The organism is Rhizobium sophoriradicis, assembly GCF_025200795.1.
GTDB lineage: Bacteria > Pseudomonadota > Alphaproteobacteria > Rhizobiales > Rhizobiaceae > Rhizobium > Rhizobium sophoriradicis.
On the sequence record NZ_CP104152.1, the window covers coordinates 1,188,045 to 1,208,936 of the forward strand.

20 protein-coding genes are annotated in these 20,892 nt (G+C 61.7%); 10 read left to right on the top strand and 10 right to left on the bottom strand.

Annotated features, from left to right (window positions below; translation table 11 throughout):
* Positions 1-90 precede the first annotated feature (90 nt).
* Complete coding sequence (gene aspS / locus N2597_RS05885; RefSeq protein ID WP_183596863.1) at positions 91-1,881, top strand: aspartate--tRNA ligase; 1,791 nt, start codon at positions 91-93, stop codon at positions 1,879-1,881.
* Between the two features lie 217 nt (positions 1,882-2,098).
* Here aspS and N2597_RS05890 read toward each other — a convergent pair whose 3' ends face one another.
* Complete coding sequence (locus N2597_RS05890; RefSeq protein WP_183596861.1) at positions 2,099-3,286, bottom strand: aq_1923 C-terminal domain; 1,188 nt, start codon at positions 3,284-3,286, stop codon at positions 2,099-2,101.
* 234 nt (positions 3,287-3,520) lie between these two features.
* Here N2597_RS05890 and parC point away from each other — a divergent pair, with 234 nt between their 5' ends.
* Both parC and N2597_RS05900 read left to right on the top strand, forming a co-directional pair.
* Positions 3,521-5,776 carry a DNA topoisomerase IV subunit A gene (gene parC, locus N2597_RS05895; RefSeq protein WP_077993237.1) on the top strand — a complete coding sequence of 752 codons (2,256 nt, stop codon included), beginning with the start codon at positions 3,521-3,523 and terminating at the stop codon, positions 5,774-5,776.
* A gap of 249 nt (positions 5,777-6,025) precedes the next feature.
* Positions 6,026-6,484, top strand: coding sequence for an SRPBCC family protein (locus N2597_RS05900; protein WP_009995994.1), 459 nt, complete (start codon positions 6,026-6,028; stop codon positions 6,482-6,484).
* Here the strand turns inward: N2597_RS05900 and N2597_RS05905 are convergent.
* The 6 genes from N2597_RS05905 to hemB all read right to left on the bottom strand — a co-directional run bounded on the left by N2597_RS05905 (position 6,474) and on the right by hemB (position 10,862).
* Positions 6,474-6,866, bottom strand: a complete 393-nt coding sequence (locus tag N2597_RS05905; protein ID WP_009995995.1) for a type II toxin-antitoxin system death-on-curing family toxin — start codon at positions 6,864-6,866, stop codon at positions 6,474-6,476. The two genes, N2597_RS05900 and N2597_RS05905, sit on opposite strands and share 11 nt — an antisense overlap.
* A complete protein-coding gene (locus tag N2597_RS05910; protein ID WP_004673828.1) occupies positions 6,863-7,084 on the bottom strand; it encodes an AbrB/MazE/SpoVT family DNA-binding domain-containing protein in 222 nt (73 codons plus the stop codon). The genes N2597_RS05905 and N2597_RS05910 overlap by 4 nt, the downstream gene beginning before the upstream one ends.
* A gap of 61 nt (positions 7,085-7,145) precedes the next feature.
* Positions 7,146-8,027, bottom strand: coding sequence for a DMT family transporter (locus N2597_RS05915; RefSeq protein WP_077993239.1), 882 nt, complete (start codon positions 8,025-8,027; stop codon positions 7,146-7,148).
* Positions 8,028-8,299: 272 nt separating this feature from the next.
* Positions 8,300-9,076: an arginyltransferase gene (locus tag N2597_RS05920; protein WP_039618977.1), complete on the bottom strand. Its 777-nt coding sequence runs from the start codon at positions 9,074-9,076 to the stop codon at positions 8,300-8,302.
* 179 nt (positions 9,077-9,255) lie between these two features.
* Positions 9,256-9,714 carry an RDD family protein gene (locus tag N2597_RS05925; protein WP_009994177.1) on the bottom strand — a complete coding sequence of 153 codons (459 nt, stop codon included), beginning with the start codon at positions 9,712-9,714 and terminating at the stop codon, positions 9,256-9,258.
* A 134-nt stretch (positions 9,715-9,848) separates the two neighbouring features.
* On the bottom strand, positions 9,849-10,862 hold the full coding sequence (hemB, locus tag N2597_RS05930; protein ID WP_183596859.1) for a porphobilinogen synthase: 1,014 nt from the start codon (positions 10,860-10,862) through the stop codon (positions 9,849-9,851).
* A 128-nt stretch (positions 10,863-10,990) separates the two neighbouring features.
* Between hemB and N2597_RS05935 the strand changes: the two genes are divergently transcribed.
* The 7 genes from N2597_RS05935 (at position 10,991) to N2597_RS05965 (ending at position 17,777) form a co-directional block, all read left to right on the top strand.
* Entirely contained in the window at positions 10,991-11,428 is a 438-nt protein-coding gene (locus N2597_RS05935) for a DUF6163 family protein (protein WP_039623170.1), read from the top strand.
* A 129-nt stretch (positions 11,429-11,557) separates the two neighbouring features.
* Positions 11,558-12,073 (top strand): transcriptional regulator LdtR, encoded by a 516-nt coding sequence (gene ldtR, locus N2597_RS05940; RefSeq protein ID WP_004673822.1) that lies wholly within the window; start codon positions 11,558-11,560, stop codon positions 12,071-12,073.
* 435 nt (positions 12,074-12,508) lie between these two features.
* Entirely contained in the window at positions 12,509-13,813 is a 1,305-nt protein-coding gene (locus tag N2597_RS05945) for a L,D-transpeptidase family protein (protein ID WP_183596857.1), read from the top strand.
* Between the two features lie 215 nt (positions 13,814-14,028).
* Positions 14,029-15,327 (top strand): serine hydroxymethyltransferase, encoded by a 1,299-nt coding sequence (gene glyA / locus N2597_RS05950; protein WP_064827317.1) that lies wholly within the window; start codon positions 14,029-14,031, stop codon positions 15,325-15,327.
* Between the two features lie 9 nt (positions 15,328-15,336).
* Positions 15,337-15,813 (top strand): transcriptional regulator NrdR, encoded by a 477-nt coding sequence (gene nrdR / locus N2597_RS05955; protein ID WP_003547190.1) that lies wholly within the window; start codon positions 15,337-15,339, stop codon positions 15,811-15,813.
* A 3-nt stretch (positions 15,814-15,816) separates the two neighbouring features.
* On the top strand, positions 15,817-17,166 hold the full coding sequence (gene ribD / locus N2597_RS05960) for a bifunctional diaminohydroxyphosphoribosylaminopyrimidine deaminase/5-amino-6-(5-phosphoribosylamino)uracil reductase RibD (protein WP_183596855.1): 1,350 nt from the start codon (positions 15,817-15,819) through the stop codon (positions 17,164-17,166).
* The gene (locus tag N2597_RS05965) at positions 17,166-17,777 is read left to right on the top strand and encodes a riboflavin synthase (RefSeq protein WP_096762172.1); all 612 of its coding nucleotides are present in this window, start codon (positions 17,166-17,168) and stop codon (positions 17,775-17,777) included. Before ribD ends, N2597_RS05965 begins: the two co-directional genes overlap by 1 nt.
* A 288-nt stretch (positions 17,778-18,065) precedes the next feature.
* On the opposite strand, the gene rfbA is transcribed toward N2597_RS05965, so the two are convergent.
* Genes rfbA through rfbB form a run of 3 tightly spaced genes read right to left on the bottom strand, consistent with a single transcriptional unit; the run spans position 18,066 to position 20,891 of the window.
* Positions 18,066-18,935, bottom strand: coding sequence for a glucose-1-phosphate thymidylyltransferase RfbA (rfbA, locus tag N2597_RS05970; protein ID WP_183596853.1), 870 nt, complete (start codon positions 18,933-18,935; stop codon positions 18,066-18,068).
* 9 nt (positions 18,936-18,944) lie between these two features.
* Complete coding sequence (rfbD, locus tag N2597_RS05975; RefSeq protein ID WP_086156188.1) at positions 18,945-19,832, bottom strand: dTDP-4-dehydrorhamnose reductase; 888 nt, start codon at positions 19,830-19,832, stop codon at positions 18,945-18,947.
* Positions 19,833-19,838: 6 nt separating this feature from the next.
* The gene (rfbB, locus tag N2597_RS05980) at positions 19,839-20,891 is read right to left on the bottom strand and encodes a dTDP-glucose 4,6-dehydratase (RefSeq protein WP_077993253.1); all 1,053 of its coding nucleotides are present in this window, start codon (positions 20,889-20,891) and stop codon (positions 19,839-19,841) included.
* Position 20,892 lies beyond the last annotated feature (1 nt).

Sequence of the window (20,892 nt, forward strand, 5' to 3'; positions counted from 1 at the left end):
CATGCGCTTTTCCGCCCGATTTTCTTGTCGGCGCTTGAGGGCGTTTGAACCCTTGCTGCCGTCTTAAGCCACATGCCAGGAATTGAGATCATGCATCGCTATCGCAGCCACACATGCGCCGCCCTCCGCAAGACGGATGTCGGCTCGACCGTCCGTATCTCCGGCTGGGTCCATCGCGTTCGCGACCATGGCGGCGTTCTGTTCATCGACCTTCGCGATCATTACGGCATCACCCAGGTCGTCGCCGATCCCGACAGCCCGGCCTTCAAGCTGGCCGAGACCGTGCGTGGCGAATGGGTCATCCGCATCGACGGCCTCGTCAAGGCCCGCACCGAAGACACCGTCAACAAGACAATGGCGACCGGCGAGATCGAGCTCTACGCGCAGGAGATCGAGGTACTGTCCGCCGCCAAGGAATTGCCGCTGCCGGTTTTCGGCGAGCCTGATTACCCTGAAGACGTCCGCCTCAAATACCGCTTCCTCGATCTTCGCCGCGAAACGCTGCACCGGAACATCGTCAAGCGCACCCAGGTCATCTCGGCGATGCGCCGCGAAATGGGCGCTGTCGGCTTCACCGAATATACGACGCCGATCCTGACGGCCTCCTCGCCGGAAGGCGCGCGCGACTTCCTCGTTCCCTCGCGCATCCATCCCGGCACTTTCTACGCGCTGCCGCAAGCGCCGCAGCAGTACAAGCAGCTGCTGATGGTTGCCGGCTTCGACCGCTACTTCCAGATCGCGCCGTGCTTCCGCGACGAGGACCCGCGCGCCGACCGCCTGCCAGGCGAATTCTACCAGCTCGACCTCGAAATGAGTTTCGTCACCCAGGAAGATGTCTGGAACACCATGGGTCCGCTGATGACCCAGATTTTTGAGGAGTTCGCCGAAGGCAAGCCGGTCACCAAGGAATGGCCGCGCATCCCCTATGACGAGGCGATCCGCAAATATGGTACAGACAAGCCGGATCTGCGCAACCCGATCGTCATGGAAGCGGTAACCGACCATTTCGCCGGCTCCGGCTTCAAGGTCTTCGCCGGCATGATCGCTTCCAACCCGAAGGTTCAGATCTGGGCGATCCCGGCAAAGACCGGCGGCTCGCGCGCCTTCTGCGACCGGATGAACGCCTGGGCGCAGAGCCAGGGCCAGCCCGGCCTCGGCTATATCTTCTGGCGCAGCGAGAACGACAAGCTCGAAGGTGCGGGACCGCTCGCCAAGAACATCGGCGAGGAGCGCACCGAAGCGATCCGCACCCAGCTCGGCCTCGGTGATGGCGACGCCTGCTTCTTCGTCGCCGGCGAGCCGGCAAAATTCTACAAGTTTGCCGGCGAAGCGCGCACCAAGGCCGGCGAGGAACTGAACCTCGTCGACCGCGACCGCTTCGAACTCTGCTGGATCGTCGACTTCCCCTTCTTCGAATGGAACGACGAGGAGAAGAAGGTCGATTTCGCCCACAACCCGTTCTCCATGCCGCAGGGTGGCCTCGATGCGCTGCAGAACCAGGATCCGCTGACGATCAAGGCTTTCCAATACGACGCCGTCTGCAACGGCTTTGAAATCGCCTCGGGCTCGATCCGCAACCAGTCGCCGGAAACCATGGTCGCCGCCTTCGAGAAGGTCGGCCTCAGCCAGCAGGACGTCGAGGATCGTTTCGGCGGTCTCTACCGCGCCTTCCAGTACGGCGCCCCGCCGCATGGCGGTGCGGCCTTCGGCATCGACCGCATCGTCATGCTGCTTGTCGGCGCCAAGAACCTGCGTGAGATCTCGCTGTTCCCGATGAACCAGCAGGCCCAGGACCTGCTGATGGGCGCGCCGACCCCGGCAAGCCCGACGCAGCTGCGCGAACTCTCGATCCGGCCGATCCCGCCGGTCAAGAAGGACTGAGAAAACAGGCTGCAAAGCGCCGATCGGCGTCCTTACGGCAGCGGGTGGCTGGGCGCTGTTCCAACATCCGCGCTGCAAGATGAACCTCGGTGGCCAGCATCGTCCTTGGAGGCCCTGCGGGGCACCTCAGGATGGGGCCGGATAGAGGTCGTTTTCAGAAAGATAAAAGGCCCGGCGGTGCGAACGGCCGGGCCTTTTCGTGGTCAGATCAAAGCGATCAGTCGTTGGCCGAAACCTTGACGCCGAGCACCTGCGGCAACGTGTTCGGAGCGCCCATGGCGGCACCGACGATGGTCGGGAAAGGCACCGGCTTTTCAGGGGTGGCCTTGACGGTCAGGCTCTTCGGGTCGTCGAGGAAGGTGTTGACGGCGGCCGAAACGGCGTTCTGAAGTTCCGGGATGTTGAGCTGCGCCAGCATGATCGGCGTCATCGCCTTCAGCGAATCCGCCATCTGCTTGCCCGACATGTTCTGCTGCGCACCGGCGTAATCGAGCGCGCGCTTGGTGATCGAGGCATCCTCGAAGCGCACCTGTGCGCCTTCGAAGGACAGCTGCTGCATCAGCCCCAGCATGGCAAGGCCGAGCGCCTGCTGCGCCTGTTCCTTGTTCGGATTGGCTTCGGACTCCTTCATCGCATCCTGCATCGATTTCATGAAGGCCATCGTATAGCCGGAGATCTTGAAGCCGAGGTTGAGCTTGCCGATGTTGGTGAAGTCGAAGCCGATTTCCGAAACGTCGATCGTGCCGGGCCCGAGCTCCCAGGCGCCCTTCATGGTGATGTCGCCCTGGACATGCTGCAGGGCGAGCTTCTCGATCGCATCCTTGCTCTTGGGATCGTCAGTCTTGGTGAGATCGGCCTTCATGCTCTTGAAGGCGCCGTCGAAATCGAAGCCGGATTCGTCCTCGCGCAGCGTCAAGTTCATGTCGCTTTGAAGCAGCGAGAAGACTTCCGTGCCGTCCTTGACCACTTTCAGCGGGCCGGTATGGGCAGTCTCGTAAAGCATCATGCCATCGAGTGTGTCGCCGCCCGGCGTTGCCGGGACGGAAATGCCGCCCAGCGTCAGTTCCTGCGCCGTAACGGTCACGCCGTCTCCCGTCTTGTTGATGTCGGGGAAGGCCGCTTCCTCGATGTAATAGCCGCCTTCCTCGTCTTCCTCCACGCCGGAAAGGGTGACTTCGCCGATGGGCAGGCTTTCGCCGCCGGTCGGCTTGACCGTCACATTCCTCAACGTCACGGTCGTTCCGTTGATATCGACGCCTTCAGCCGAAATCGTTCCGCCTTGAGCCTCATAGGCGGCATTGATCTTCTTCAAGAGATCGGCGCCGTCGAGAGCGAAAGCCGAGCCGGCGAGGGAGAAAAAGGCGGCGCCCGACAGCATCAGCCGCGTTGTCCGGTAAATGTTCATGGGTGATTCCTCTGGTGGCGTGGTGGCGGTTGGAAATCTGCAGTTACGCTACTACGGATTGGGCCCGCTTTGTATTTGCGGACTTCTAAATTTCCGTTGAAAGGAACGGCAAACGAAGTCCAAATTGCGGCCGAACGTTTGTCTCATCCTTTGATGTCGGTGCCAAGACTTCATCCACAGCTGCAATACCCCGGATTCCTTGCCCGCCGGCCGCTTCTGGGCTAGTCAAGACCCATGGGACAAGAGATTTTGCCGCCTTCCGGCGGAGACGACGACAATATCCAACCGGTCGACCTCAAGGCGGCTCTCGAGCAGCGCTATCTTGCTTATGCGCTGTCGACCATCATGCATCGCGCTCTGCCTGACGTGCGCGACGGGCTGAAGCCCGTCCATCGCCGCATCGTCTATGCGATGAACGAGATGGGGTTGAGGCCGACCTCGGCCTTCAGGAAATGCGCCAAGATCGTCGGCGAAGTGATGGGTAACTACCATCCACATGGCGACCAATCGATCTATGACGCGCTTGCCCGTCTCGCCCAGGATTTCTCGCAGCGCTACACGCTCGTCAACGGCCAGGGCAATTTCGGCAATATCGATGGCGACAGCCCCGCCGCCATGCGTTACACCGAATCGAAGATGACGGCGGTTTCCGAACTGCTGCTCGAAGGCATAGACCAGGATGCCGTCGATTTCCGTGACACCTATGACGAATCGAATTCCGAGCCGGTCGTCCTTCCCGGCGCCTTCCCGAACCTGCTCGCCAACGGCTCCTCCGGCATCGCCGTCGGCATGGCCACCTCGATCCCCTCGCACAATGCCCATGAGCTTTGCGACGCCGCGCTGCATCTGATCAAGCATCCTGATGCCACCGTCGAAAAGCTCGTCGAATTCATCCCCGGCCCGGATTTCCCCACAGGCGGCATCATTATCGACAGCCGCGACAGCATCATCGAGAGCTATCGCACCGGCCGCGGCGGTTTCCGTGTGCGGGCCAAATGGCAAACCGAGGATCTCGGCCGTGGCGGCTACCAGATCGTCATCACCGAAATTCCCTTCCAGGTGCAGAAATCGCGGCTGATCGAGAAGATCGCCGAACTGCTGATCGCCCGAAAGCTGCCGCTGCTCGAAGATATCCGTGACGAGTCGGCCGAGGACATCCGTGTCGTCCTGGTGCCGAAATCCAGGAGCGTCGATCCGACGATTCTGATGGAATCCATGTTCAAGCTGACGGAGCTCGAAAGCCGCTTCCCGCTCAACATGAACGTTCTGTCGATGGGCCGCATCCCGCGGGTCATGGCTTTGAACGAGGTGCTGAAGGAGTGGCTGGACCACCGCCGCGAGGTGCTGCAGCGCCGCTCGCGCTTCCGCCTGGCAGCGATCGACAAACGTCTCGAGATCCTCGGCGGCCTTCTGGTCGCCTATCTGAATATCGATGAAGTCATCCGCATCATCCGCGAGGAAGACGAGCCGAAGCCGGTCATGATGGCGCGCTGGGATCTGACCGACAATCAGGTCGAGGCGATCCTCAACATGCGGCTGCGCGCCCTGCGCAAGCTGGAAGAATTCGAGATCCGCAAGGAGTTCGACGAACTCACCAAGGAAAAGAGCGAGATCGAGGCGCTGCTAGCCTCCGACGACAAGCAGTGGCAGACGGTTGCCTGGGAAATCGGCGAAGTGAAGAAGAAATTCGCCAAGGCGACCGAGGTCGGCCGCCGCCGCACCCAGTTCGCCGACGCGCCGGAGGCCGATGAGGAAGCGATCCAGCAGGCGATGATCGAGAAGGAACCGATCACTGTCGTCATTTCTGAAAAGGGCTGGATCCGCGCCCTGAAGGGCCATATCGCCGATACGGCGACGCTGACCTTCAAGGAAGGCGATGGCCTGAAGGTGGCCTTCCCGGCGCAGACGACGGACAAGATCCTGATCGTCACGACAGGCGGCAAGGCCTTCACGCTCGGCGGTGACAAGCTGCCGGGCGGTCGCGGCCACGGCGAGCCGCTGCGCATCATGGTCGACATGGACAACGACCAGGCGGTGCTGACCGCTTTCGTCCACGATCCCGCGCGCAAGCAGCTGATCGTCTCGACGGCCGGCAACGGCTTCGTCGTTGCCGAGGCCGAGCTGATCGCCAATACTCGCAAGGGCAAGCAGATCATGAATGTCGCGCTGCCCGAGGAAACGCAGCTGCTCGTGCCCGTCGGCGGCGACCATGTCGCCGTGGTCGGCGAAAACCGCAAGCTGCTGGTCTTTCCCTTGGCGCAGGTGCCCGAAATGACGCGCGGCAAGGGCGTTCGCCTGCAGCGTTACAAGGATGGCGGCATTTCGGACGTCCGCTGCTTTGCGATGTCGGATGGCCTCGTCTGGGAAGACAGTGCTGGCCGTACCTTCACGAAGAACAAGGACGAGCTTGCCGAATGGCTGGGCGACCGCGCCAGCGCCGGCCGCACCGTGCCGAAGGGTTTCCCGCGCAGCGGTAAATTCGCCGGTTAACGTGATTGCGGCAAAGTTGCGGGGCGATTTTGCCTTGGGAACTGCGTGAAAACAAAGGGGCCGAGCATTTCTGTGCTCGAATGCTCCGAGCCGCAAAAATTCCGTCGCCCGTCTCTTGGCGGCCGCCGGAACTTCTCTATCTCTCTGCTGTTACCGAAAAGAAGAGAAGGCCGATTCTGTGGGCGGACGGAACTGGCTGTGGCCCGTACGCCTGGGGAAGGCGCGCGTGCCCTTACCGGAGGAAAATCGATGCCCGCCAGCACCATCAAATTGCATGTCAGCCACACCTATAGAGTGCCGCCCGCTGTCGTCTACGACGCCTGGCTCAACCCCGAGATCGCCCGCCGTTTCCTGTTTGCCACCGATGACGGTCACGTCATCCGCGCCGATATCGATCCGCATGTCGGCGGCCGCTTTTTCATCGTCGACCGCCGCCCGACCGGCGACGCCTTCCACCAGGGCGTTTTCCTGGAATTGAAGCGACCGCGCCGCATGGTCTTCTGCTTCTCGGTCGAAGAGCACGACCACAATTGCGACCGCGTGGAAATCGACATCGAGCCCCTTGGCGGCGGCAGCCGTCTGACGCTGACTCACGAAATGTGTGCCGAGTGGGCCGCGCATGAGGAAAAGACCCGAAAAGGCTGGGCGCATATCGTCGAAGGGCTCGGCCGCGAGCTGGAACAGCAGCAGATGAAGGCTACGGGGTGAGCGGCACGCTGAAATCCCTGAGGAAGCGGGTCGCACCTTCTTCGTCGATCTCGCCGGCTGCGACGTCTAATACAAATGCAATGACCTGCGCGTTATCTGCATCGATGACGTACCGGTTGAGGTAGAGAAACGTAAACGCCGCGAGATAGCCTGTACGCTTGTTTCCATCCACGAATGGGTGGTTCCTAACGATGCCGTAGAGATAGGCTGCGGCGAGTACGAAGATATCGGTTTCGCCATATGCAGCCTTGTTGAGTGGACGTGCCAAGCTGGTTTCCAATGCATTGGCATCTCGCAGACCAGACAAACCGCCATGCTCGGCAATCTGCTCACCATGCATATTTTCGACCGCTTGGCGGCCGAGCCATTTAAGCCGTATCATTTTGCGAGTTCGCGCAGCGCCACTCGATATTTTTCCATGCCGATGCGGGCTGCCCGCATTTGTTCGGCGAGGTCTGCTGATTCCGGCACGAGGTGGATGTTACCCTCGATCTCCCGCAGTTCGAGGCTGTCTCCGCTGCTGAGACCCAACCGCTGCAACACCTCTTTAGGAATGATAACCCCTTCGGAATTACCGATCTTGCGGATCGTGACGTTCATTTGCTTCATCCTCTTATGTGGTAACGTAGTTATAACATGAGGGATTGACAGGCGGCAACGTCTATTCCGCCAATGGCCTGACGCTCCTTCGCCGGACCATCCAGAAGCAATGCCCGGCGATCGCCGCCACCAGAATGCCGCCGCCAAGGAGCGTCATCGTCGCCGGCGTTTCCGCAAAGATCAGCCAGACCCAGATCGGGGCGAGGACGGTTTCGAGCAGGTAGAACATGCCGACCTCTGGGGCAGAGAGGTATCGCGGCCCGGTCGCCAGGCACCAAAAGGCGACGGGCATTACGATGGCGCCGTTGAGGAGGATCCATCCGGGATAGGCGACCGAGAGCCCCGAAGGCAGAGCTTGCGCAAGCCCGAGCGCGGCCGGCAGAATGGCCGCAAGCAACGGCACGAAGCCCATTTCCCGGCGTGAGGCGCGCCCGATTGTGATGGCCGCCGCAAGTATAAGCGCGCTGAGAATGGCCATAGCGTCGCCGAAGAAATGGCCGCTGGAAAGCCCCTCGCTCACGATCAGTCCGACGCCGACGATCATGAACAGCATGGCGATCAGCGTTGAGGGCTGCGGCTTCTCCTTGAGGAAAGTCCAGGAAAGAAGCGCGCCGAACATCGGGTTGAAGGCGACGATGAAGACGACGTTGGCTGTGGTCGTATTGAAGACTGCCAGCACGAAAGTGAGGGAGGAGAGGCCGTAGAGCAGACCGGCGAGCAGACCGGGCCGACCTGGAACGAGCACCGGCCATCTGCCTGAGGCGAGCCGCATCGCGCCAAGGATGATGAGTGTGGCGAGAACCGTCGCAGCGCTTCGCACGCCCAGAATCGACCAGATATCGCCATCGCCAAGGCGCACGAGCGGGATATCCATGGAAAGCGCCAGCCCGCCGATTGCCGTCAGCAGCAGACCCTTCCGATGGTCGGAAAGAGCGGTGGACATTTCAGAGCATTTCCTGGTCAGATTGAAGCATTCTGCCGGAGCAGGTTTTCGTCAGGGCAGAGGCGATTGGCGATGGGCATACCCCAAGGTACGTCCGAGCCGATCGCCTCTGATCCTGGCGGAAAGATGCCCGGCCTTTCAGGTTGGCTGAAACGGGCCGGCTGATCGACCGGCCGGCTTGGCCGTAGAGCTGGGCTACGACGCGCGCCGGCCGGTCGACCGTCAGTCTCCGTTTGAGCCAACAGAATGCTTCGATCTGACCAGGAAAGGCTCTAATCCTGATTGCTTTCGCGCATGGAGGAGGGATCGAAACGCTCCCAGCCGCGCGGGGTCAGATGTTCCTGTGGCTGGAAGCGTGTCTTGTAGTCCATTTTCCGCGACCCTTGCACCCAGTAGCCAAGGTAGACATGCGGCAGGCCGAGCGCCCTGGTGCGCCTGATATGGTCGAGAATCATGAACGTGCCGAGCGAACGCCGCTCGAGCCCGGGATTGAAATAGGAATAGACCATCGACAACCCGTCGCTCATCGTATCGGTCAGCGCCGCGGCAAGCAGTTCGCCCTTCGGCCGCTCCTCCAGTCCGGAACCTTCCTCGCGCCGGCGGTATTCGACGATTCGCGTATTCACATGCGTGTCTTCCACCATGATCGCATAGTCGAGCACGGTCATATCGGACATGCCGCCCTGCTGGTGGCGGTAGTCGAGATAGCGTCGGAAGAGCGAATATTGTTCGCTGGAAGGCTGGGCGGTGAATTCGGTGGCGATGACGTCGGAATTGGCGGCAAGCACCCGCTTCATCGATTTCGTCGGTTCGAATTCCTGGGCGAGAATCCGCACGGAAACACAGGCGCGACAGGATTCGCAGGCCGGGCGGTAGGCGATGTTCTGCGAGCGGCGGAAACCGCCTTGTGTCAGGATGTCGTTCATCTCGGCCGCACGCGGGCCGACCAGATGAGTGAAGACCTTGCGCTCCATCTCATGCGGCAGATACGGACACGCAGCCGGAGCCGTCAGATAAAACTGCGGGGATGGCGTTGTCTGCGTATTCATTTGTCGCGGAAGTTTCCTTGTCGAGACAGTGCCGTTTTCTGACAGCATGACCTAAGAATAGAAAACGTCAACAGCCGGACGATTCCCGTCCTTCATTTCAGTCTTCTAAAGTTAAATATGGAGTGTCTGCAACACGCGGCAAAGGGAAGGCGGAGACTTTATTTCATCCCCGCCGCGTTTCAAGCGGTGCGCACCGTCACCGTGCCGACCAGCAGGTCGTGAATCAGGCGGCTGCGTTCGATGAACAGGCCGGCGAGCAGGATGAGCGGCGTCAGCACCGAATTGAGGATCCAGAACAGCGCCAGATGCACGATCGCCGTCAGGAAATCCATCGGCCGCCCATCGACGCGCACGATCGCGATCCCCATCGCCCGCATGCCGAGCGATGCCTGGCTCGGTCCGCCGACGGTCAGGCCGAAGTAAATCCCGGCGACGATGACGAAGAGGGCAGGGTAGAGAAGGAAGCCGAGCCCGAGCGTGATGATCGACAGGAAGAACAGCACGATCGCTGCGGGGATCCACAGCAGCGCCACGATGAGGTAGTCGAGGATGAAGGCAAGGACACGGCGGCTCAACACGCCGCTATAGGCGCGCCAGTCCTCCGGTGCAGCAAAAAGCGGATTGGGGTTGTAGCTCATCTCGATCTCCTCTCGCAAAAGCGATGCCGCTGATATGGTATCGACGAAGCAAAATACAATCATCCGCATCGAAACCAGGAAATCGAGCAGGATGCCGGCCGAAAACCGCGCAGATTTCGGCCGTATGCTCGTACTCACCGTTTGCTGAGAATTCTCGCCACCTCGACTGCGAAATAGGTGAGGATACCATCGCATCCCGCCCGCTTGAAGGACAGCAGCGTTTCCAGCATCGCCCGCTCGCCATCGATCCAGCCGTTCATCGCTGCCGCCTTGATCTGGCTATATTCGCCGGAAACCTGGTAGGCGAAGGTCGGCAGACCGAAAGCCTCCTTCATCCGCCAGCAGATATCGAGATAGGGCAGGCCGGGCTTGACCATCAGCATGTCGGCGCCTTCCTCGACATCGAGGGCCGCATCGCGGATCGCTTCTGTGCCGTTGGCCGGGTCGATATAATAGGTCTTCTTGTCGCCCTTCAGCAGCCCCCCGGTCGAGATCGCCTCGCGATAAGGTCCATAGAAGGCGGAAGCGAATTTCGTCGCATAGCTCATGATACCGACGCTCTGGTGGCCGGCCGCGTCGAGTGCCATGCGGATCGCGCCGATGCGTCCGTCCATCATCTCCGACGGCGCGATGATGTCGGCGCCGGCATCCGCCTGCATCACGGCGGCGCGCGCCACCTGGTCGACGGTCTCGTCATTGACGATCTCGCCGTCTCTCAAGATTCCGTCATGGCCATGGCTGGTGAAGGGATCGAGCGCCACGTCGGTGATGACGCCGATATTGGGCACCGCCTTCTTGATCGCCGCCGTCGCCTGGTTGATCAGGTTATTGGCTTCGAGGCTGTTCGAGCCGGTCTCGTCGCGCAGTTGCATTTCGATGTTCGGAAAGGTGGCGAGCGCCGGAATGCCGAGGCCGGCCGCTTCGCGTGCGGCTTCGACGGCCTTGTCGATGCTCATGCGGTTGACGCCCGGCATGGCCGCGATCGGATCGACGATGCCGGAACCCGGCACGACGAAGATCGGCCAGATCAAGTCGTCGACGGTCAGCCGGTTCTCCTGCACGAGCCGGCGCGTCCAATCCGCCTTGCGGTTGCGCCGCATGCGGCGATGGCCGGTGATGTCGTCGACGAGATGCGTCCTGTCCTGCATGATATCTATCCCCAGCCCATTCCATTTATCGGAGCGCTCATTATCATGGCGCCCGGAAAATCCAAATCGGACGATTGGCCGCGGCGGAAAACACCTTATGACGATGTAACTGGAACCAAGTCTGCGCAATGGAAACCGATAGCCCGACGATCCCGAAACGCACGCTGGCGGATCTCCTCTTCATTCTCTTCCTGAGGCTGGTCGCCGTATCCTGCTTCTGGTTCGGCCTGCAATACTGGGCGATGCTCGTCGGCTATTCGCTCGTCGGCGCCGGCCGCTTCGATCTTTTGAGCCTGCCGTGGAAAGTGGCAAGCACCAGCCTGGCCGTGCTCTTCCCCGTCGCGTCCCTCGGTCTGTGGCTCACCGTCTCCTGGGGGCCGGTCATCTGGGTGCTGGCCGCCGGCGGCCAGGTCCTGATGTATGGCCTGCTGCCGGATATTTTCGGCCCCAACAAGCTGATCATCCTGCTGCATCTCATGGTCGCCGTCGTCTACTGCATTTTCCGCCTGCTGCTATGGCTGGAAAAGCGCCGGCACCGCCGCCAGGTAAGCGTTGATTTACCCTGAGACAACGTGGGGTTCCCAGTAAGGCTCCGTTAAGCCTGCGGTTTAAGTCGAATTTTATATGTATTCGATAGGGTCTCACTCAAGGCGGGAAGAAAACGACACCGCCAATCAAACAGTGAGGCAGTCAATATGAACACGAAAATCAAGCCGCAGGCGGTATCGAACTTCCGTGACCAGCAGGATCAGGGCATCCGTGATCTTTACATGGAATCCCTTCATCTTGTTGAACGTCTTCACCGTCGTCTTCTCGACGTCATCAAGGACGAATTCGACCGTCAGGGCCGCAGCGACGTCAACGCCATCCAGGCGCTGCTCCTTTTCAACATCGGCAATTCCGAGCTGACCGCCGGCGAGCTGCGCTCCCGCGGCTACTATCTCGGCTCCAACGTTTCCTACAACGTCAAGAAGCTGGTCGATCTCGGCTTCATCAACCACCAGCGCTCGCGCATCGACCGCCGCTCGGTCCGCATCAGCCTGACGGAAACCGGCCAGGACATCGCCGAGACGGTCGCCAAGCTCTACGAACGCCACATCGCCTCTATCGACAAGGTCGGCGGCATCGGCACCGACGAGTTCACCCAGATGAACAAGCTGCTCCAGCGCCTCGACCGCTTCTGGAACGACTCGATCATGTATCGTCTCTAAAATCCCTGACCTCCTTTCAGGGTTGCAGAAAACCGGACGTGTCCCTGCGCGTCCGGTTTTGCCGTTTGCCCGCGTGGCATCTTTGCAACGCAGGGCAGGCAAGCGTTATCGCCGGTATTCAAGCCGTTTTTTAGCCGTTATTAACCGGCACCGTTTAGCCCGTCATGGTTCGTTGCGTCGTGTCTCCGGCAGCCGGCGGTCTATCTTCCGAGCCGGTAACACGAATTGGCCATATTGGTGTGGCAGCGGAAGGTTTAACAACCGGCGCTTGAACCGATCGGAAATGTTCAGGCTGTCGCATCGCGCTTCTGTGATGCGGCTAGCGGAATTTTTTGATGCGCCGGGACAACGAATGCACAGAGATCTGCGTTACGGCGCAGTGATATCGCAAAGAGCCGCGGCTTTCCTTTATCGCGGCATTCAGTGGTTGGGACTATGTCGAAGAAAAACGGAATTGAAGCTCTTTCGCGCCGCGCTTTCCTGGCGTCGGCGGCAACGGTTGGCGCCGGCGCGCTTGCTGCCGGACCTGCATTTGCGCAATCGGCGCTCGATGGGCTCCTGAACGCGCCGCGCCGCGGCAACTGGGACGACCAGTTCGACGCCAAGGCGGCTTCGCGTACGGCGACCGCCGTCGTTTCCAACACGCCGATCCTCGGGCCTCAATCGGTCGCCAGCGCCCAGCAGGCGATCATGCAGTATCAGCAGATCGCGTCCGCCGGCGGCTGGCCTGAAGTCAATCCCGGCGACCAGCGCCTGCAGCTCGGCGTCAGCCATCCCGCCGTCCAGGCGCTGCGCCAGCGTCTGGCGATCACCGGCGACCTGCCGCGCGAAGCCGGCATGTCGAGCGCCTTCGATTCCTATGTCGACGGCGCCGTCAAGCGCTTCCAGGCGCGTCACGGTCTGCCGGCCGATGGTGTCCTCGGCGAATTCACCCTGAAGGCGATGAACATCCCCGCCGATGTCCGCCTGCAGCAGCTCAACACCAATATCGTCCGTCTGCAGACCTTCCCCGAAGACTTGGGCCGCCGTCACCTGATGGTCAATATTCCGGCCGCCTATGTCGAGGCGGTTGAAGACGGCAGCGTCGCGACCCGTCACACCGCGGTCGTCGGCCGCTTGAGCCGCCCGACGCATCTCGTCAACTCGAAGATCTACGAGGTCATTCTCAATCCCTACTGGACGGCGCCGCGCTCGATCGTCGAGAAGGACATCATGCCGCTGATGCGCAAGGATCCGACCTATCTCGAAAAGAACGCCATCCGCCTGATCGACGGCAAGGGCAACGAAGTCGCGCCCGAGACCGTCGACTGGAATGGCGAGGCGCCGAACCTGATGTTCCGTCAGGACCCCGGCAAGATCAACGCCATGGCGTCGACCAAGATCAACTTCTACAACAAGAACGGCGAGTACATGCACGACACGCCGCAACAGGGCCTGTTCAACAAGCTGATGCGCTTCGAATCCTCGGGCTGCGTCCGCGTCCAGAACGTGCGCGACCTGACGAACTGGCTGCTGCGCGAGACCCCCGGCTGGAGCCGCCAGCAGATGGAGCAGGTGATCGCAAGCGGCGTCAACACGCCGATCAAGCTCGCGGCGGAAGTCCCGGTCTATTTCGTCTACATCTCTGCCTGGGGCATGCCCGACGGCATCGTCCAGTTCCGCGACGACATCTATCAGATGGACGGCAATGCCGAATTGGCGCTCGATACCACGGCTGGCATGGAACAGCCGGTGCAATAAGCGGCGACCTCTGCATCGCCCCTCGAACCGCGCCCTCCCGGCGCGGTTTTTTTATTCCGGCGAGGGCGCTTTATCCCCGAGCTGCGATTCATCGGCGCCGCGCTGTCGCAAAATGACTGGAGCGCGCGCTTTGCTCAGCAAATGTCGTTCTTCGTATTGCCCTTGCCACAGGGGAAGGATAATACCTTCGCGCATTCCAGTTGAGGAGCCCGCCCATGACCAATGCTTCCACCGAATCCTTCTTCAATCGCTCGCTTGCGGACGTCGATCCCGAGATTTTCGGCGCGATCGGAAAGGAACTCGGTCGCCAACGGCACGAGATCGAACTGATCGCTTCCGAGAACATCGTCTCCCGCGCCGTCCTGGAAGCTCAGGGCTCCATCATGACCAACAAATATGCCGAGGGTTATCCGGGCAAGCGTTATTACGGCGGCTGCCAGTTCGTCGATATCGCCGAGGAACTGGCGATCGAGCGCGCCAAGAAGCTGTTCGGCGTCAATTTCGCCAACGTCCAGCCGAATTCCGGCTCGCAGATGAACCAGGCCGTGTTCCTGGCGCTGCTGCAGCCCGGCGATACCTTCATGGGCCTCGATCTCAATTCGGGCGGCCACCTCACGCATGGTTCGCCGGTCAACATGTCCGGCAAGTGGTTCAACGTCGTCTCCTACGGCGTGCGTGAAGGCGACAACCTGCTCGACATGGATGACGTCGCCCGCAAGGCCGAACAGCACAAGCCGAAGCTCATCATCGCCGGCGGCACCGCCTATTCCCGCATCTGGGACTGGAAGCGCTTCCGCGAGATCGCCGACTCGGTCGGCGCCTATCTGATGGTCGATATGGCCCACATCGCCGGTCTCGTCGCCGGCGGCCAACATCCGTCGCCGTTCCCGCATTGCCATGTCGCGACGACGACGACGCATAAGTCGCTGCGCGGTCCGCGCGGCGGCGTGATCCTCACCAATGAAGAGGATCTGGCCAAGAAGTTCAACTCGGCCGTCTTCCCCGGTCTGCAGGGTGGCCCGCTGATGCACATCATCGCCGCCAAGGCGGTCGCCTTCGGCGAGGCGCTGCAGCCTGAGTTCAAGGAATATGCCGCCCAGATCGTCAAGAACGCCCGGGCGCTGGCCGAAACGCTGATCGCTGGTGGTCTCGATGTCGTCTCCGGCGGCACCGACAACCACCTGATGCTCGTCGACCTGCGCAAGAAGAACGCCACCGGCAAACGCGCCGAGGCCGCTCTCGGCCGCGCCTACGTCACCTGCAACAAGAACGGCATTCCCTTCGACCCGGAAAAGCCCTTCGTCACCTCGGGCGTACGCCTGGGCGCGCCGGCTGGCACCACCCGCGGCTTCAAGGAAGCCGAATTCCGCGAAATCGGCAATCTGATCGTCGAGGTTCTCGACGGCTTGAAGGTTGCCAATTCCGACGAAGGCAATGCCGCTGTCGAAGCCGCCGTGCGCGGCAAAGTGGTCAACCTCACAGACCGCTTCCCAATGTATGACTACATGGGGTAAGGAGTAGCGATGCGCTGCCCCTATTGCGGTTCGGAAGATACTCAGGTCAAGGATTCGCGCCCGGCGGAGGACAACACGTCCATCCGCCGGCGGCGTATCTGTCCGGATTGCGGCGGCCGCTTCACCACCTTCGAGCGTGTGCAGCTGCGCGAGCTGATGGTCATCAAGAAGACCGGCCGCAAGGTGCCTTTCGATCGCGACAAGCTGGTGCGCTCCTTCGAAGTGGCGCTGCGCAAACGCCCGGTCGAGCGCGACCGCATCGAACGCGCCGTCTCCGGCATCGTCCGCCGGCTGGAAAGCTCCGGCGAGACCGAAATCTCCTCCGAGCAGATCGGCCTGCAGGTGCTGGAAGCCATGAAAAGCCTCGACGATGTCGGCTTCGTGCGCTACGCCTCGGTCTACCGGGATTTCTCGCTGGCCGAGGATTTCGAAAAGGTCATTTCGGAAATCAACGCCAAGATCGCCCGCGACCCGCTGGACAGATGAGCCATGAGCATCACGCCGCATGACGAGAGTTTCATGGCGGCAGCGATCCGCCTGTCGCGCCGGCATCTCGGCCGCACCGCCACCAACCCTTCCGTCGGCTGCCTGATCGTCAAGGATGGCGTCGTCGTCGGCCAGGCGGTCACCGCCCTCGGCGGCCGCCCGCATGCCGAGCCGCAGGCGCTCGCCGAAGCCGGCGAACTGGCCCGCGGCGCCACCGTCTATGTGACGCTCGAACCCTGCTCGCATCACGGCAAGACGCCGCCCTGTGCCGAGGCGCTGATCGCCTATGGCGTCGCCCGCGTCGTCATCAGCGTCACCGATCCCGATCCGCGTGTCTCCGGCCGCGGCATTTCCATGCTGCGCGAAGCCGGCATCGAAGTGGATGCCGGTGTGCTGGAGGCCGAGGGCCGGCGCTCGCTGGCCGGCTATCTCACCCGCCAAACGAAGAACCGCCCTTATGTGACTCTCAAGCTTGCCGTTTCCGCCGATGGCATGATCGGCCGTGCAGGGGAGGGACAGGTGGCGATCACCGGCCCGGAGGCCCGCGCCGAGGTACAGGCGCTGCGCGCCGAAACCGACGCGATCCTGGTCGGTATCGGCACCGCCATATCGGATGATCCGTTGCTGACGGTGCGGACACCGGGTCTGGAGGCGCAGTCGCCCATCCGCATCGTGCTCGATCCGTCGCTGGCCTTGCCGCTGACGAGCAAGCTGGTTGCGACGGCGCGGGACGTGCCGGTGATCTTGGTGGCGAGCGAGCAAGTGTGGCCTTTGTCGGCGGATGCGGAGGGTTTACCCCCCTCTGTCCTGGCGGACTACCGGGGTCGAGCCACGGGTCTCGACCCGTCCTTCGAACCCCCCACAAAGGGGGAGGTCGGCAAGGGGCGGGATCCGAATTCCCTCGCTCCTGTTAGCAACAAATCGACTTCAGGGAATGTAGCGCAAGGCGCTAGCCCCCAGCCGATCTCCCCCCTTGTGGGGGAGATGCCCGGCAGGGCAGAGGGGGGTACCGCACCCGCCGATGCCACCGACCTGGACTCCCGTCGCGCCGCACTCGAAGCTGCCGGCGTCGAGATCGTCTATTGCAATCCCTATCATCCGGAAATCCTGCTGCCGGCGCTTGCGACACGCGGCATTTCTTCGCTTCTGGTCGAGGGCGGTGCCAAGACGGCGCGGCTTTTCCTGGAAGCCGGTCTCGTCGACCGCATCCAGCTTTACCAGGCGCCCGTCACCATCGGCGCGGACGGTATTGAATCGCCGTTTGATGCAACCGACATACCATCCGGTTTCGCCCACATGGGCACGCGAATATTCGGCGCAGATCGCCTGGATGAATATGAAAGAGAGAGTTGATGTTCACCGGAATTGTCACTGATATCGGCACGATCGAATCCGTTTCCCCGCTGAAGGAAGGCATCCGGCTGCGGGTCGCCACCGCCTACGATCCCTCGACCATCGACATGGGCGCCTCCATCTCCCATTCCGGCATCTGCCTGACCGTCACCGCACTTCCTGATGAAGGCAGCAACGGCCGCTGGTTCGAGGTCGAGGCATGGGAAGAGGCGCTGCGGCTGACGACGATCGGCGCCTGGCGGGAGGGCAGCCGCATCAATCTCGAACGGTCGCTGAAAATCGGCGATGAACTCGGCGGCCACATCGTTTCCGGCCATGTCGACGGCAAGGCGGAAATCCTCTCGGTGACATCGGAAGGCGACGCCACCCGCTACCGCCTGCGGGCGCCCGAACATCTGGCAAAATTTGTCGCCCCCAAGGGCTCGATCGCGCTCGACGGCACCTCGCTGACGGTCAATGCGGTCGACGGCACCGATTTCGACGTCCTGCTCATCCGCCACACGCTTGAAGTCACCACCTGGGGCGAGCGCCAGGCCGGCGATTTCGTCAATTTCGAAGTCGACACCATGGCACGTTACGCTGCCCGGCTGGCTGAATTCCCGAGCGCCTGAATCGAAAGCCCTGTACCGGTTTCCTACTGTCCGGTTCGAGCCGATGGCTGCCCCTCACCCTAACCCTCTCCCCGTAAACGGGGCGAGGGGACGTGCCCTGCGAGAACTGGGCGAGGGACGGAGACGTTGCGGCATATCCCCTTCGCACCGCAAGCGGGGGTCCGAAGGACGGGTCGAGACGCGTGGCTCGACCCCGGTCGGTGCCGGCAGGCGGATGAGGGGCTGTCCGCGTCGATTTTCGGTGTTATGCGCCGGGTGGAAAGGGACAGCGCGTCTGGCCGCCGAGACTCACCAAACCGGCGAGAGCTTCGTCAGATACTGGCCGTAGGCACTCTTGCCGAGCTTCTCCGCGAGCTTGGCGAGGTCCTCCTGCGAGATGTAACCCATGCGCCAGGCGACTTCTTCGGGGCAGGCGATCTTGAAGCCCTGGCGTTTTTCCAGCGTGCTAACGAAACCGGCGGCATCGTGCAGGCTATCCGGGGTGCCGGTGTCGAGCCAGGCATAGCCCCGGCCCATCAGCTCAACGAAAAGCTGGCCGCGCTCGAGATAGGCGCGGTTGACGTCGGTGATTTCCAATTCGCCGCGCGGCGATGGCTTCAGGTTGGCGGCGATATCGACCACCTGCTGGTCGTAGAAATAGAGGCCGGTCACCGCCCAGTTCGATTTTGGCGCTGTCGGCTTCTCTTCGATCGACAGCGCATTCATCTTTTCGTCAAAGCCGACAACGCCATAGCGTTCCGGGTCGGTGACGTGATAGGCGAACACGGTCGCGCCTTCCCGCCGACTCGTGCCGGATTTCATGATTTCCGGCAATCCGTGCCCGTAGAAGATATTGTCGCCGAGAACGAGCGCCGAACTGTCGCCGTGCAAGAAGTCGGCGCCGATGATGAAAGCCTGGGCGAGGCCGTCCGGGCTCGGCTGTACGGCATAGGTCAGCGAAATGCCCCATTGCGAGCCGTCGCCGAGCAGGCGTTTGAAGGCTTCGAGGTCGTGGGGCGTGGTGATGATCAGCAACTCCCTGATGCCAGCGAGCATGAGCGTCGTCAGCGGATAGTAAATCATCGGCTTGTCATAGACCGGCATCAACTGTTTCGAGACGGCCTGCGTGATCGGATGCAGACGCGTGCCCGTGCCGCCGGCAAGGATAATTCCCTTCATGCTTTCTCCTTAAAGACCTTTGTTCAAAAGGTCTTGCATGACGATTGTCATGGATTGCTTCCACTCGGGGAGCCGGATTCCATATGTTCTGGCGAGCTTGTCGCCGTTGAGGCGTGAATTGGCAGGACGCTGCGCCGGTGTCGGGTAGTCCGCCGTCGGGATGCGCTCGACGCCGATGGTTCTACCGCCGGATTTACGAAGCTCCGAGAATATCGCTTCGGCGAAATCCGCCCAGCTTGCTTCGCCGCTGCCGGTCAGGTGAAAGGTGCCGCGCAGCGATGGCGCAGGGTCCGCGACGATACGGGTCGCGATCGCAAGAATCGCGTCGGCGATGTCGAGTGCCGAGGTCGGGCATCCCCTCTGATCGGCGACGACGCGAAGATGATCGCGCGTCTCGGAAAGCCGCAGCATCGTTTTCAGGAAATTGGCGCCAAACGGCGAATAGACCCAGGCGGTGCGCAAGATGACGTGGTTCGGGTTCGCCGCCGCGACGGCTTTTTCGCCCGCGAGTTTCGAACGCCCGTAGACGGAGATGGGCCCCGTCGCATCCTCTTCGCAATAGGCGGAGGCCTTGTCGCCGCTGAACACGTAGTCGGTCGAAATGTGGATCACGGGGACCCCGATCCGCGCGGCAGCCTCGGCAACCGCGCCGGCGCCTGCCGCGTTGACGGAAAAGGCAAGCTCGGCTTCGCTCTCGGCCTTGTCGACCGCCGTATAGGCGGCGGCGGAGACGATCACATCCGGCCGCAGAGCCGAGAAGGCGGCTGCAATGCGTGCAGGATCCGAAAGGTCCATTTCCGGGCGGCCGACCGCAATGATTTCGACGCCCGTTTCGGCGCCGCGTCGGAGCAGCGACTGAACGACTTGGCCCTGTTTACCGGTGACGGCAATGCGCATCGCTTATCACCCCTTGAAAACGCCGAGGCGTTCGCCGGAGTAGACGTTTTCGCGCAGCGGCCTCCACCACCATTCGTTTTCCAAGTACCAGTGCACGGTCTTCTCGATGCCGGTTTCGAAGGTCTCTTGCGCCTTCCAGCCGAGTTCGCTTTCGAGTTTCGTGGCATCGATCGCATAGCGTGCGTCGTGTCCGGGGCGATCCGTGACGTTGGTGATCAGACGTGCATGCGGTGCCTTGTCGCGGTAGACGCCGTCGAGAATGGCGCAGATGCGGTGAACGACATCGATGTTCCTGCGTTCATTGCGGCCGCCCACATTGTATTTTTCGCCGGGGCGCCCTCTGGATGCGATTGTGTAGAGCGCGCGGGCATGGTCTTCGACATAGAGCCAGTCGCGGACATTTGCGCCATTGCCGTAAACCGGAAGAGGCTTGTCCTCCAGTGCGTTCAGGATCATTAGCGGGATGAGCTTTTCCGGGAAATGGAATGGGCCGTAATTGTTGGAGCAATTGGAGACGACGACTGGCAGGCCGTAGGTGCGGTGCCAGGCGATTGCCAGATGGTCGCTCGCGGCCTTGGATGCGGAGTAGGGCGAGGACGGATCGTATGGCGTCGTCTCCTCGAAGAGGCCCTCGTCGTCGAGCGAGCCGTAGACCTCATCCGTCGAGACATGCAGAAACCGGAAGTCGCTCTTGCGGCGAGCGTCAAGCCCATCCCAATAGTGCCGTGCGGCATCCAGCAGGCTGAATGTGCCGACGATGTTGGTCTGAATGAAATCGGCAGCGCCCGAGATCGAGCGGTCGACATGGCTCTCTGCCGCGAGATGCATGACGATATCGGGGCGGAAGGACGCGAATGCTTCCTGCATCCCGGCGCGGTCGCAGATGTCGGCCCGAAGGAATTGATAGTTCGGCGCCGATTCGACGGATTTCAGCGATGCCAGATTGCCGGCATAGGTCAGCGTGTCGACATTCAGCACCTCGGCGCCGATCTCGCTGACGAGATGGCGCACCAATGCCGATCCGATAAAGCCAGCTCCGCCCGTGACCAGTATGCGCATC